The following is a 13,392-nucleotide window of genomic DNA, read 5'->3' on the forward strand; positions in this document are numbered from 1 at the left end:
AGTCGGCGGCCGGGTGCCGGCGGCGGCAGGCCTTTGCCCGTGCCGGCCGCGCTCCCGGACGGATGCCGTTCGACCCCGACCGTGTGGAGACGGTCACGTTCGACTCGTACAGCACGCTGGTCGACGTCGACGCCGCGGAGCGAGCGCTGGCCGACCGCGTCCCCGACCCCGAGCCCGTCTCGACGCTGTGGCGCTCGCGGTCGCTGGCGTACACGTTCGTCGCGAACGCGATCGACGCCTACCAGCCGTTCTACGAGATGAACCGCGACGCGCTCCAGTACGCACTCGACGCCCACGGTGTCGACATCACGGCCGAAGAGCGCGACGAGATCCTCGCAGTGTACCACGAACTCGACGTGTTCGACGACGTTCGCGCGGGGATCGAGCGCCTCCGGGACGGCGGCTACGACACGTACGTCGTCTCGAACGGCAACCCCGAGATGCTGGACTCGATGGTCGACCACGCCGGCATCGGCGACCTGATCGCGGACACGATCAGCGCCGACGAGGTCGGGACGTTCAAGCCGGACAGCGAACTGTACCGCCACGCCGCCGCCCGGACCGGCACGCCGATCGACGAGATCGCCCACGCGACCGCGGGCTGGTTCGACGTGCTCGGCGCGAGTCACGCGGGGATGCAGGGCGTCTGGATCGATCGAAAAAGTGACCCGTGGGACGGGTTCGCCGCCGACCCGGATCTGACCGTCGCGGGCATCCACGAACTGGCCGACGAGCTCGGCGTCTGACAGAGCGCGACGCGCCGCGGGGCCGGTCAGTCCTCGGCCAGCAGCACGCGATCGACGTAGTCGTCGAGTTCGTCGCGGGCAGCCGTCGCCGCCACGTCGTCGCCGCCGGTGACGCGGCGGGTCATCGCGCCGGCGACGGTCGTGCTCAGGAACTCCGCGACGCTCGCGGGGTCGACCTCGCGGAAGGTCCCCGCGTCGATCCCGTCTTCGATCACGTCGACGAGCCGGTCGCGGAACGCCCGGTCGTGCTCGGCGAACTGCTCGCGGTAGCGCTCGTCGTGGGCGGCCTGCGCCCGGAGCTCGACCATCGCGGCGGTGAACTCCTCGTGCTCCGCGGCGAGGGAGGGGGCGAGCATCGCGTCGAGAACGGCGTCGAGCCGGTCGACCGCGTCGCCGTCGGCCGTCTCGGGCACCGACGCCTCGTGCTCCTCCAGCATGAACTGAAGGAACGCCAGCAGCAGCTCGTCCTTGTCGTCGTAGTGGTGGTACAGCAGCGACTTGCTCTTCTCGAAGGACTCGCCGATCCGCTGGATCGTCAGCCCCGCGTAGCCGTGCTCACACAGCGCGAGATACGTCGCCCGCATGATCGACTCCCGGGTGGTCCCGGGGTCGGCGAGGAACGGTGGTGTCTCCCCCATGTCGAACGAGTGTTCAGTCGCGAGGATATGGGTGTCGGTCGTCGGGGCTCACTCGGAGTCGGCCGACGCGAACTCGGTCGTACACCAGTGACAGAACTCGAGGTCGGCGTCGACCTCCTTCCCGCAGTTGGGGCAGGTGACCATCCCCGGGTTCTCCTCGGAGACGACCGGCACGTCGACGTCCGGCGTCACGTCGCGATCGCTCCGGCTCCGGTAGGCCAGCAGGAACGCGTCGAACGCGCCGGCGAACTGGACGGCCATCGTGGGATACAGCGCGGTGCTGTCGGCGATCGCCTCGCCCGAACTCATCGCCATCAGCGTTCCCTCGGGGACGAACGCGAACGTCACCGCGAACGCCAGCGCGAGCCAGCCGACCCCGCGCAGCCAGCGCCGCAGGTAGAACTGCCCGAACCCGGTCGCGATGGTGCCCAACAGCCCGGCCAAGTACGGCCGGAGTCGCTCCGGAACCAACGACATACGCCCCCTGAGCGGCCCGTCGGGGAAAGCGCTTCCGTCTGCCCGCGACCCCCGAAGTTGAACGAGCGTTCACCGGAGTCGGAAGGGTTATGCCCGGGCTGTTAGTACGAGAGTACAGACAGATGAATGGCCAGCGTGCGGCGGACGAGCGGAGGTGCGGATGAGAGGGGTCGACACCGTCGTCGACGCCGTGATGGATCACAGTAAGGTGGTGATCGCGGTGATGTTGGTGTTGACCGTCGCGATCGGCAGCGGCGCGGCGATGGTCGAGCAGACGTCCTCGCTCGATCAGTTCCAGACCGACTCGCCGGAGGGCGAGGCGCTCGACTACGCCGAGGGGAACTTCTCGACCGGCGAGGAGGACACCACCACCGCACAGGTGATACAGCGCGACGACGACGTGTTCGACCGGTCGTCGCTCGTCGGGATGCTGGAGTATCAGCAGACGCTCCGGCAGAACGAGACGGTCAACGCGACGCTCGCGGGCGATCAGTCCAGTACGAGCATCGCGAACGTGATCGCGATTACGGCGATCACCGCCGAGGAGGGCGAGGACGTTCAGCGAACCGCCGCGGAACTGCAGGCGCTCAACGAGAGCGTCAGCGAGGAGCGAGCGGCGATCCGTGAGCGCAACGAGACGCTGACAGCCACCGCGGGGCTGCTCCGCGAGTCGCTGACGACGCTCCGGCAGAACCCCGACGCGAGCGTCGATGCCGCGTTCGCCGACGTGCGCGCGAACACGACCGTCGAGCTCGACGAGGAGGACGCCGCGACGTTCGACCGCGCGGCCGGACAGCTCCGGAACGCCTCCTCGGAGGCCGAGGCTCAGGAGGCGTACCAACTCGGGACGCAGGGCGTGCTGGCGGATCAGTACACCGCCCTGCAGGAGCGTGCCGCGGCGTTGCAGGAGGACGCCGACCGCTTGCAGGCGCTCGCCGACGAGCTCGAAACCGAGCGCCAGCAGTACGAGAACGCGTCGAACGCCACGCTCGAGGAGCAGCAGGAGCAGCTGCGCTCGATGAACGAGTCGGAGATCCACGACACGATCGGCACCGTGCTCGGCGAGGACGCCGGTGGGAACGGCGGCGACGGGCCCGGAACGTTCGCCCTGATGCCGACCGACTACGACCCCGGTTCGACCGAGGCCGACGCGACGATGCTGATCGTGACGATGGAGGGTGACGGCGCCGCGGCTCAGGGCTCGGCCGGCGAGGACGTGATCGACGCCCAGCTCGCGATGCAGACGCTGGGCGAGCAGGCCGACGGCGGCGAGTACCTCGTGTTCGGTGCGGGGATCATCAGCCACGAGATCACCAGCTCGATGACCGACAGCCTGCTGATCGTCGGGCCGCTGGCGATCGTGTTCGTGCTGATCGCGCTGATCGTCGCCTACCGCGACGTGCTCGACATCCTGCTCGGGCTGTTCGGCATCGGCGCGGTGCTCGCGTGGACGTTCGGCTTCATGGGCTGGGCGGACATCGCGTTCAACCAGATCTTCATCGCCGTTCCGGTGCTGTTGATCGGGCTGAGCATCGACTACGCGATCCACATCTTCATGCGCCACCGCGAGGAGCGCGGGAACGGCGGCGGCGACGGCCCGCGGGGGTCGATGCGGACCGCGCTCGTCGGCGTCGGGATCGCGCTGATCTACGTCACGGCGACAACCGTGATCGGGTTCCTCTCGAACCTCACCAGCCCGGTGCCGCCGATCCGGGAGTTCGGGATCGTGAGCTCCGCGGGGATCACCGCGGCGCTGCTGGTGTTCGGGCTGCTCGTGCCCGCGATGAAGGTCGAACTCGACGAGCTCCTCGAAGCCCGCGGCTTCGACCGCCGGAAGCGGGCGTTCGGCACCGGCGGCGGCGCGTTCTCGTCGGTGCTCTCCGTCGGCGCGACCGCCGCACGGAAGAGCCCGTACCTCGTGATCGTGTTCGCGCTGGTGCTCAGCGCCGGCGGCGGGTACGGCGCGACGCAGGTCGACACCTCCTTCGAGCAGTCCGACTTCATCGCGGAGGACCCCGCCGACTGGATGAAGGACCTCCCCGAGCCGTTCGCGCCCGGGGACTACACCGCGAAGGGCAACCTCGAGTACGTCAACGACAACTTCCTGCGACAGGACTCGCAGGCCCAGATCCTGATACGTCCGGACGGCGGTGATCTGACCGACGACGACGTGCTCCAGCGGGTCGCCGACGCGGAGGCCACGGCTGCGGAGCACGACGACGTGACACAGACGCTCTCCAACGGCGAGCCGCGGATCCAGAGCCCGCTGTCGGTGATGGAGTCCGTCGCCGAGCAGAACGACGCCTTCGCCGAGCAGTTCGCTGCCGCGGACACGAACGACGACGGGGTGCCGGACCGCAACCTCGAAGCGCTGTACGACGAGCTGTTCGAGGTCGCGCCCGACCGCGCGTCGAGCGTCATCGACCAGGACGACGGCGAGTACACCGCGATGCGGATCGTCGTCTCCGTGCAGGGCGGCGCGAACGGCGACGCCGTCACCGAGTCGATGCGCGACGTGGCCGACGAGGTCGACGGCGAGGGGCTGGAAGCGACCGCCACCGGTAGCGCGGTCCTGAACAAGATCGTGCAGGACCAGCTGCTCGAAACCGTCGTCGAGAGCCTGATCATCACGCTCGTGGCGACGTTCGTGTTCCTGATGATCGCCTACCGCATCACCGAGGGCAGCGCCAGTCTGGGCGCGGTGACGCTGCTCCCGGTCGCGTTCAGCGTGACGTGGATCCTCGGCACGATGCATCTGCTGGACATCCCGTTCAACGTGATCACGGGGATGATCACCAGCCTCACCGTCGGGCTGGGGGTGGCCTACAGCATCCACCTCTCCGAGCGGTACAATCAGGAGCTGGAGCGCACCGGCGAGGTCTGGACCGCGATGGAGCGAGCCGTCACCGGCACCGGCGGCGCGCTGCTGGGGTCGGCGGCCACGACGGTCGGCGGCTTCGGCGTGCTGATCTTCGCGATCCTGCCGCCGCTCCAGCAGTTCGGCCAGATCACGGGGCTGACGATCATCTACGCGTTCCTCGCGAGCGTGTTGGTGCTGCCCTCGCTGCTCGCGGTCTGGACCCGGTTCGTCGGTCCGGACGGCGTGTTCCCCGCGCCCGACGAGGGTGCGGACGACGGCGACGCCGGCACCGACGACGGCGACGACGGCGGCTCGGCGGCCGCCGCCGGCAGCCCGAGCGAGGCGCCCCGTGCCGAACGGCGCTTCGACCGCTCGGTCGTCGGCCCCGACGGCACGGTCACGGTGACCATCGAGACGACGGGCGTCGACGGCCGTGCGGTCGTGTACGAGCGCGCGGCCGGGACGCCGACAGTCGAGTCCGCGACGCCCGAGCCGGTTCGGTACGTCGAAACCGACGGCGTGCTCTCGGTCGCGCTCGAGGGCGAGAACCCGACGCTCCGGTACACGACGACGGTGCCCGAGGGCGCGACGGACGGCGAGACGGTCGCGTTCGACGGCGCGGTCGTCGTCGGCGGCGAGGCGTACAAGACCGACGGCGACTCCGAGGTGTCGGTCGTCTCCGACGTGTTCGAGCGCGTCACCGCCTCCGGTACGGTGTCGGCGGCGGATCTCGCGGACGCCTACGACGGGTTCGAGCGCGAGGAGCTCACTGAGGCCCAGCTCAGCCGGATCAACCAAGCCTGGACCCGCGGGGAGGAGTGATGGACGACGCCGACGCCGCGAACGCGCTGACCGAACTCGGGCTGTCGACGTACGCGGCCCGGACGTTCGTCGGCCTTCAGAAGATCGGCGTCGCCAGCGCGAGCGAGGTCGCACAGGTGACGGAGGTGCCGCGGTCGCAGGTGTACGGCGCGACCGACGAGCTGGAGGAGCTGGGGCTGGTCGACGTGCAGGAGGGGTCGCCCACGCGATACCGGGCGGTCCCGGTCGACGAGGCCCGCGAGCTGCTGTACGACCGGCTGCAGTCGACCGCCGACGCGGCGTTCGACCACCTCGAGAGCGTCCGGGGTCAGCACACCCCATCCGACGACCGCGAGGCCATCTGGACCACCGAGGGCCGGGAGAACGTGACCGCCCGGATCACCTCGCTGGTCGCGAGCGCCGACCGACGGGTACTGTTCGCGACCAGCAACCCGGCGCTGCTGACCGGTGACGTGGCCGACGCGCTGGCCGACGCCGCGAGCACGGGCGTCGACGTAACCGTCGCTAGCGCAGATGCGGCCGTGCGCGAGGCCGCGAACGACGCCGGGCTGTCGGCCATCGACGTGGAGGACGCGGCGCCGGAGCTCAGCGTCGGTCGAGTGCTGCTGATCGACGGCGACACGGTGCTGCTGAGCGTGCAGCCGACCGAGGAGATGCCCGCCGTCGCCGACGAGTCGGCGTTCTGGAGCGAGGGGACCGGCTTCGCGCGCGTGCTGGCGGCGGTGATCCGGCAGGCGTTCGTCTGAACCAACCTCTTTTACGGGGGTCCTCCCTCGCTTCGCTCGGTCGAACCCCCGTAAAACCCGTTCATGTCGTCAGAACGCTTTGCGTTCTGACTGCTAACCAGAATCGCATCGCGATTCTGGTGATGCCAAAAATCCGGACCTCCCTTCGGTCGGTCCGGCGAACCGCTCGCTTCGCTCGCGGATGCTGGGTTTTGTGGAACAACTGAACGCTAAGTACAACCGATCCACGTAGCAGTACGTTCCTTCTGGGCGCGATCGAAGCGGCTCTTTTCACCAGAAAGCATACGAATGATAGATACCATCAATTAATGTGAATCGTCGACGGTTCCTCGTGCTCTCGGCGGTATCGATATCGCTCTCCGGCTGTACCGAGGAAGACGTCAGTGACACATCGTCGCCCGAAGGCGTGACACCGGAGTGTGGGCCCTCGATGTGCGAGGGGACGAAGCTCGTGGAGGTGATCGTCTCGAACGGCTTTTCGGGTGATGTGACACTACAGGCAGATTGTCGCGAGAGGGAGTTTTCGATTCAGCCGGGAGAATCCGTTCAGATCAACCGTAAAGAGGACGCCGAAACCTGCGAAATCAGCCTCTCTATTGACGGAGAACAGGAGTATAGTGAAGATGTCGATGATTACGAGAGTTTGACTCTGACCGTGGATTCAAAAGGCGAAGTTGAGGACGAACGAGTCGTTTATTGAGGGATCTGCTGCTCAATACGCCGGAACGACTTAGCAGACGTTTCGCGATCGTCCTGACGACAAAAACACCCCTTGATCGACTCAGTCAACCCACCGCAGCACACTCGCCGCCCACGTGTACCCCGTCCCGGCGGCGAGGAACAGCACCACGTCGCCGTCCGCGACGAGCCCGCGCTCCAGCCCTTCGTCGAGCGCGAGCACCTGATCGACGCTCTGGACGTGGCCGTACTCGTCGAGGTAGTGGTGCCCGTCGCCGACGCCCAGTTCGTCGGTGAGGTAGTCGTGGAACGAGCGCTTCATGTGGGTGACCGCGACGAAGTCGATCTCCTCGCGGGCCAGCCCCGACTCGGCGAGCGCGTCGTCGGCGACCGAGAGGAAGTTCTGGAGGCTCACCTCGCCCAGCCGCTCCTTCATGCCGTCGGGGTCGGGCACCGTCAGCGTGTGCAGCCCCTCGTCGACGGTCGCCCGGCTCGGCGGCATCTCGGAGCCGCCGGCGGGCATGATCACGTCCCGCGAGAACGAGCCGTCGGTCTTGGCGGCGTGGCCGTGGACGGTCGCGAGCGCGCGCTCGCCAGCGTCGCGTTCGAGCACGGTCGCACACGCGCCCGAGCCGAAGTTGAACATGAACGACGCGTCGGCGTCCGTGTAGTCCACGAGATCCTCCTCGCGGCTGGCGCCGACGAGCAGCGCGGTGTCCACGTCGCCCGTCTCGATCTGGGCGGCGACCTGCCGGAACGCGATCGGCTGGCCGGCACAGAGCGAGTAGCTCTCGGTCGCGTAGGCGTTCGATGCGCCGAGGCGCTCGGCGATGTCGGCGGCGGCCGACCAGACGACGTGGTCCTTGTACTCCGAGCCGTGGTACAGCACCAGATCCACGTCGGCGGCGTCGACGCCCGCGTCGGCGAGCGCCTCGCGGGCCGCGGCGACGCCCATGTCGGTCGCGTGGTCGTCGTCCGGCGGACAGACGTGCTTCTGGACAACGCCCATCTTCTCGACGACCACGTCCTCGGGGATGCCCGAGCGGTCGGCGATCTCCGGGCCGGTGATCGTTTCCTGCGGTACGTAACGGCCGTAGCCGGTGAGTGAGACGGTCATGGATGTGGAAAGGCCGCGACCGATCAGTCGCGGCGGTAGCGGTCGAGATACTCCGGGAGCTGTTTCGCGACCGTGCCACCGAGGCGGTCACGGACGGTGCCGAGCAGGCCGTTCGGGACGTACAGCACGAACAGCACGAAGATCACGCCGATGTAGAGGCTGGCGTGGCCGTTGAGGAACGTCTCGATGGCGCCGCCGACGGTGAGCCCGCCGACGAGGTCGGCCTCGATCACGCCCGCCGGGAGGTGCTCCCGGAGGTACGGCAGCAGGCCGCCGCCGGAGCCCCGCTTCGAGAGGAACTCACGGACGGTCTCGTCGAACAGCCGGCCGTACAGCGGGCCGGCGAGCGTGCCGAAGCCGCCGATGATCGACGCCAGCAGCGCGTCGCCGGTGACGAGGAAGTACATCGAGTTGTCCGGGGCGACCGAGCGCCGGAAGCCGGCGAACAGCCCGCCCGCGATCGCGGCGAAGAAGCCGCTGACCGCAAAGGCCGCCAGCTTGAACCGGAACGGGTCGTACCCCACCGCCTCGGCGCGCTCCTCGTTCTCCCGGATCGCCAGCAGCACCGTGCCGAACGGCGAGTGGATCAGCCGCTGCATCGCGAGGTAGCAGACGAGCACGACCAGCCCCACCATGTAGTAGGACACCTCGGTCCCGCCGAGTTCGACGAACAGCAGCTCCACGCTGTCGCCGGTCAGCCGGCCGATCGCGAGGTTCAGCGCGTCGATCCCGGGCACGCCCACGTCGAAGCCGCCGGGGTGGACCTCCGTCGAGACGGCGGCGCCGTCCCGCGGGTTCTCGCTCACGTAGTCCCAGCCGCGGACGAACACGTACGCGACCTGCGCGAAGCCGAGGGTGATCATCGCGAAGTACACCCCCGAGAGTCGGAACGAGAGCGCGCCGATCGCGAGCGCGATGACGACCGCGAGCAGCCCCGCCAGCAGCAGCAGGAGCATAAACGGCGTCCCCGGGGGTAACAGCGGCACCTGTCCGTTGGCCGCGAGCACGACGAAGTACGCGCCCGTGCCGTAGAAGATGGCGTGGCCGAAGGAGAGGTAGCCGGTGTACCCCGAGACGAAGTCGAACGACATCGCGAACAGGCCGAAGTAGAACACCGCGACCATCGTCTCGACGCGGGGCAGCAGCGTCTCGACCTCCGTGCCGAGCGGCGAGGCCGCGAGCAGCGCGTAGAGGAACGGGTACAGCGCGAACGCCGCCACCACCAGCGCGTGAGCGGTGTGTTCGCGCAGGTAGCGCCGCCACCACTCGCGCCCGCTGGCGGCCGCGATGCTGTCCTCGTCGGGAGTGGCCGGATCCTCCTCGTCCGGCGGGTGAGCGCCGCTGTCGGGTGATCCGTCTTCGCTTGGCGGCTCGGTGGGAGAGCTAATGGCCGCCCACCTCCTCGACGCCGAACAGTCCCTGTGGCCGTACGATCAGCGTCAGCACGAGCACGAGGAAGATCATCATCTCGGGGAGGCCGGTGAACGTGATCGCGTTCTGGAACCACCACGTCATCGTCGCGTCGACCATGCCCACGAGGCCGGCCGCGACGACGGTGCCCCGGAACGTGCCGAGGCCGCCGACGATCACGACGACGAACGCGGGAAGCAGCGTCTCGTGGGCCAGCGGCAGGCTCGCCCCCCAGACGGGGTCCCACATCAGCAGCATGCCGGCGACGCCGGCGATCGCCGAACCAAGCGCGAACACGGTGGTGAACACGCGGTTCACGTCGATGCCGAGCGCGGCGGTCATCTCGTCGTCCTCGCTGCCGGCCCGGACCACCATCCCGTAGCGCGTCCGGGTCAGGAACAGCCAAACCGCGCCGATCGTGACCGTGCCGAAGACGATCTGGAACAGCGCCAGCGGCGACACCGAGAGCCCGGCGAACGAGAGGTTCTCGACCATGAACGCCGGCTTCGTCCCCAGCGCGGCGCGCCAGTCGGTGATCGGCTGGATGCCGTAGAACGAGACGACGATGCGGGCCACCTCGTCGAGCACGAGCGCCAGCCCGAACGTCAGCAGGATCTGGTAGATCGGCGGGCGATCGTACAGTTGGCGGATCAGCCCCACCTCGACGGCACCGCCGAGTGCACCGATGGCGGCGAACACGAGCAGCGTGCCGACGAGGAAGAACAGCACGCGGGCGAGATCGCCCGTCGCGCTCCCGACGAGCACGACCATCACCAGCCCGCCGAGGTAGGCGCCGAGCATCGTAAAGGAGCCGTGGGCGAAGTTCAGCACGCCCAGCAGTCCGAACACCAGCGTCAGCCCGCTGGCGATCATCGCGTACAGCGCGGCCTTCGAGAGCCCGTTCACGAACACCTCCGACAGCGTGCCGAGGCGGAAGAACTCCCCCAGCGCGTCGACGATCAGGGGTGTGAGTACGGCCCCCGTCATGCCGAGAGATGCCTCCTGAGCCGTTCGGAGTCGGTCGACACCTCGTCGGCGTCGCCGCTGTCGACGACGACGCCGTGATCGAGCACGTAGAAGCGGTCCGCGAGGTCGAGCGCCATCGGGAGGTTCTGCTCGACCAGCAGGATCGTCGTCTCGCCGGCCACCGCTTCGAGCGCGTCGTGGACGGCCTCGACGATCAGCGGCGCGAGCCCCTCGCTGGGCTCGTCGACCAGCAGCAGGTCGTTCTCCCCGACGAGCCCGCGGGCGATCGCGAGCATCTGCTGCTGCCCGCCCGAGAGGTCGCCGGCGTCGCGGTCGCGGATCTCTTCGAGGTCGGGGAAGGCGTCCCACGCGAGATCCAGCCCCGCCTGCACGTCACCCCCTTTCGGAACGGCGATGCGGACGTTCTCCTCGACGGTGAGCTGGCTGAACATCCGGCGGTCCTCGGGGATCCACCCCACGCCGGCGTCGGCGACCTCGTGGGTCTCCTTGCCGACCAGCTCCTCGCCCCGGTAGCGGATCGACCCCTCGCGGGGCGGCGTGAGCTGGAGGATGCTCCGCAGCGTCGTGGTCTTACCGACGCCGTTGCGCCCCATCAGCGCGACCACCTCGCCCTCCTCGACTTCGAGGTCGACCCCTTCGAGGATGTGGCTCTCGCCGTAGTACGTCTCGACGCCGTCGAGTTCGAGCAGGCTCACGCGCCGGCCACCTCCTCGTCGTCGTCGGTCGTCGCGCCGCTGCTCGGCGGGTCGTCGTCCTCGCCGTACCCGCCGAGGTACGCCCGCTGTACCGCGGGGTCGTCACGCACTGCCGCGGGCTCGTCGTCGGCGATGACGGCGCCCTGGTTCAGCACGACGATGCGGTCGGAGACGTTCATCACGATGTCCATGTTGTGCTCGACCAACAGCACCGCGTGATCCGTCGCCACGTCGGCGATCAGGTCGATGATGTCGTCGACGCTCTCGCTGGAGACGCCGGCGTTGGGCTCGTCGAGCAGCAGCACGTCGGGGTCGCCCGCGAGCGCGATGCCGACCTCCAGTTGGCGCTTCTCGCCGTGGGCGAGCGCGCTCGCCGGCCGGTGGGCGAGGCTGTCGAGGCCGACGCGGTCGAGGATCGCGTGCGCCTCCTCGACGTGCTCCTCGAACGCCGCGGTGTTGCGCCACCCCTTCCAGGCGTTCTCGCCGGCGGCCTGTGCGGCCACCCGGACGTTCTCCAACACGGTCCGTTCGGGGAACACGTTCGTGATCTGGTACGATCGGTGGACTCCCGCCTGTGCGACCGCCGCGGGGGAGGCGTCGGTGAGCGGCTCCCACTCGCCGTTTTGGCGGAGCTCGATGCTGCCGGCGGTCGGTTCGAGTGCGCCCGTCAGCAGGTCGAAGAACGTCGTCTTCCCGGCGCCGTTGGGCCCGATCAGCGAGCAGAGTTCGCCCTCCCGGAGCCGGAAGTCGACGTCGTCGACGGCGGTGAGCCCGCCGAAGTTCTTCGTCAGCCCGGCGGTACGGAGCATCTACAGCGAGCAGTTCATCCCCGGCGCGTCGGCGGGGATCGTGGTCTCGCCCTTGTCGATCGTCGCGAGGGGCTCGCCGGGCTGGATCGCGGCGTCCCAGCTGTCGCTCCACTCGTCGCTGGTGGGTGCGAGGTTCGCGACGGTCATGGCCGAGCGGGCCTGGTTGTTGTACTCCTGGAACGTGTAGCCGTTCTCGCCTTTGGGCGTGTCCGTGACGGTCATGCCCCGGAGCGCTCCGGCCACGTCGCTGCCGCTCGTCGAGCCCGACTCCTCGACGGCTTGCACGATCGCGGAGGCCGCGGTGAACGTCCCGGAACTGAACAGGTCCGGCACGACGCCGTAGGCGCTCGTGTACGAGTCGACGAACGAGCTGTTGATCTCGTTGTCGTACTGGTTCCAGTGGTAGCGCGTCGTGAACGGTCCGAGCCCGGAGTTGTCGAGCTTCTCCTGTGTGAGCGGCTCGCCCAGCACCTGCCGGAGCGTCTGCCCCACGACCTGACTGGTGATCTGCGTCGCCAGCCCGCCGAACACCGAGTAGCTGTAGTCGCCCTGCAGGTAGGAGGTGAACATCTGCGGGAGCGTCGAGACGGTGAAGCCGCCGACGACGCCGTCGGCGCCCGCGTCCTCGGCGTTCTGGAGCAGCCCGTCCCACTCGCTGTACCCCTGCGGGACGAAGCGCTTGCCCAGGATCTCCACGCCGTTGTTCGAGAGCACCTGCTCGTAGTTGTTGACGACCGCGCGGCCGAAGGAGTAGTCGGCGCCGAACAGGTACACCGACGAGATGTCGGTCTCGGTGGCGACGTACTTCCCGCCGGAGCGGGCGTCCATCGCCGTGTTCTCGGAGGCTCGGAACACGAGGTCCGAACACGTCCCCTCGTTCGAGGTGATCCCCGCAGACGCCGCGGGGCCAGCCATGAACGGGACCTCGGCGGTGTCGACGACCGTGTCGATCACGCGCCCGGCCGCCCCGGAGGAGGCGGTGCCGAACAGCATGTCCACGTCGTCGTTCTCCACGAGGTCGGTCGCGGCCGACTGGGCGGTGTCGGCGCTGAACTGCGTGTCACGGACGATCAGTTCGTACTCGGTGTCGCCCGCGGTCACGGTGTAGCTCCCCGTGGTCGAATCCTCGATCGGGTCGGTGTCCCCCTTGTAGGCCAGTCCGGAGAAGAACCCCCAGAGCGCCTGTTGCCCGTAGTAGCCGAGGTCGCCGGATACCGGCTGGAGCACGCCGATGCTCATGCCGCTCCCGCCACTCAGTGCGCCTGTACAGCCTGCGAGCCCGGCGACGCCGGCGACGCCGGTCGCTCGAAGCATTCCACGCCGCGATAGCTTTCGCGCCATATCCTCAGTATGAGGCTCTCTCCCACCATGGATTGGCGGGTTAACATGTAAATACCGCCGGCGTTC

General features: G+C 68.6%; 12 protein-coding genes. 4 read left to right on the forward strand and 8 right to left on the reverse strand.

Annotation, left to right across the window (positions count from 1 at the left end; all coding sequences use genetic code 11):
• Window positions 1-62 precede the first annotated feature (62 nt).
• Complete coding sequence (locus ACQUSM_RS00385) at window positions 63-746, forward strand: haloacid dehalogenase type II (RefSeq protein ID WP_435114907.1); 684 nt, start codon at window positions 63-65, stop codon at window positions 744-746.
• Between the two features lie 26 nt (window positions 747-772).
• Here ACQUSM_RS00385 and ACQUSM_RS00390 read toward each other — a convergent pair whose 3' ends face one another.
• Both ACQUSM_RS00390 and ACQUSM_RS00395 read right to left on the reverse strand, forming a co-directional pair.
• Window positions 773-1,384 carry a TetR/AcrR family transcriptional regulator gene (locus ACQUSM_RS00390; protein ID WP_435114908.1) on the reverse strand — a complete coding sequence of 204 codons (612 nt, stop codon included), beginning with the start codon at window positions 1,382-1,384 and terminating at the stop codon, window positions 773-775.
• Between the two features lie 48 nt (window positions 1,385-1,432).
• Window positions 1,433-1,861, reverse strand: coding sequence for a DUF7575 domain-containing protein (locus ACQUSM_RS00395; RefSeq protein ID WP_435114909.1), 429 nt, complete (start codon window positions 1,859-1,861; stop codon window positions 1,433-1,435).
• A 160-nt stretch (window positions 1,862-2,021) separates the two neighbouring features.
• On the opposite strand from ACQUSM_RS00395, the gene ACQUSM_RS00400 reads away from it, so the two are divergent.
• From ACQUSM_RS00400 to ACQUSM_RS00410, 3 genes are all read left to right on the forward strand, one after another.
• Window positions 2,022-5,543 carry an MMPL family transporter gene (locus ACQUSM_RS00400; RefSeq protein ID WP_435114910.1) on the forward strand — a complete coding sequence of 1,174 codons (3,522 nt, stop codon included), beginning with the start codon at window positions 2,022-2,024 and terminating at the stop codon, window positions 5,541-5,543.
• Complete coding sequence (locus tag ACQUSM_RS00405; protein ID WP_435114911.1) at window positions 5,543-6,289, forward strand: TrmB family transcriptional regulator; 747 nt, start codon at window positions 5,543-5,545, stop codon at window positions 6,287-6,289. Before ACQUSM_RS00400 ends, ACQUSM_RS00405 begins: the two co-directional genes overlap by 1 nt.
• Before the next feature lie 310 nt (window positions 6,290-6,599).
• Window positions 6,600-6,989, forward strand: coding sequence for a hypothetical protein (locus tag ACQUSM_RS00410; protein WP_435114912.1), 390 nt, complete (start codon window positions 6,600-6,602; stop codon window positions 6,987-6,989).
• 81 nt (window positions 6,990-7,070) lie between these two features.
• Here the strand turns inward: ACQUSM_RS00410 and ACQUSM_RS00415 are convergent, their stop codons facing one another.
• From ACQUSM_RS00415 to ACQUSM_RS00440, 6 genes are all read right to left on the reverse strand, one after another.
• Complete coding sequence (locus ACQUSM_RS00415) at window positions 7,071-8,084, reverse strand: 3-oxoacyl-ACP synthase (RefSeq protein ID WP_435114913.1); 1,014 nt, start codon at window positions 8,082-8,084, stop codon at window positions 7,071-7,073.
• A gap of 23 nt (window positions 8,085-8,107) precedes the next feature.
• On the reverse strand, window positions 8,108-9,307 hold the full coding sequence (locus ACQUSM_RS00420; protein WP_435114914.1) for a branched-chain amino acid ABC transporter permease: 1,200 nt from the start codon (window positions 9,305-9,307) through the stop codon (window positions 8,108-8,110).
• A 160-nt stretch (window positions 9,308-9,467) separates the two neighbouring features.
• Window positions 9,468-10,481 carry a branched-chain amino acid ABC transporter permease gene (locus ACQUSM_RS00425; protein WP_435114915.1) on the reverse strand — a complete coding sequence of 338 codons (1,014 nt, stop codon included), beginning with the start codon at window positions 10,479-10,481 and terminating at the stop codon, window positions 9,468-9,470.
• Window positions 10,478-11,176, reverse strand: a complete 699-nt coding sequence (locus ACQUSM_RS00430; protein ID WP_435114916.1) for an ABC transporter ATP-binding protein — start codon at window positions 11,174-11,176, stop codon at window positions 10,478-10,480. The genes ACQUSM_RS00425 and ACQUSM_RS00430 overlap by 4 nt, the downstream gene beginning before the upstream one ends.
• Window positions 11,173-11,985 (reverse strand): ABC transporter ATP-binding protein, encoded by an 813-nt coding sequence (locus ACQUSM_RS00435; RefSeq protein WP_435114917.1) that lies wholly within the window; start codon window positions 11,983-11,985, stop codon window positions 11,173-11,175. Before ACQUSM_RS00435 ends, ACQUSM_RS00430 begins: the two co-directional genes overlap by 4 nt.
• Window positions 11,986-13,326, reverse strand: a complete 1,341-nt coding sequence (locus ACQUSM_RS00440) for an ABC transporter substrate-binding protein (RefSeq protein ID WP_435114918.1) — start codon at window positions 13,324-13,326, stop codon at window positions 11,986-11,988.
• Between the last annotated feature and the right edge of the window lie 66 nt (window positions 13,327-13,392).

It is taken from the genome of Halolamina sp. C58, assembly GCF_051195095.1.
Taxonomy (GTDB): Archaea; Halobacteriota; Halobacteria; order Halobacteriales; family Haloferacaceae; genus Halolamina.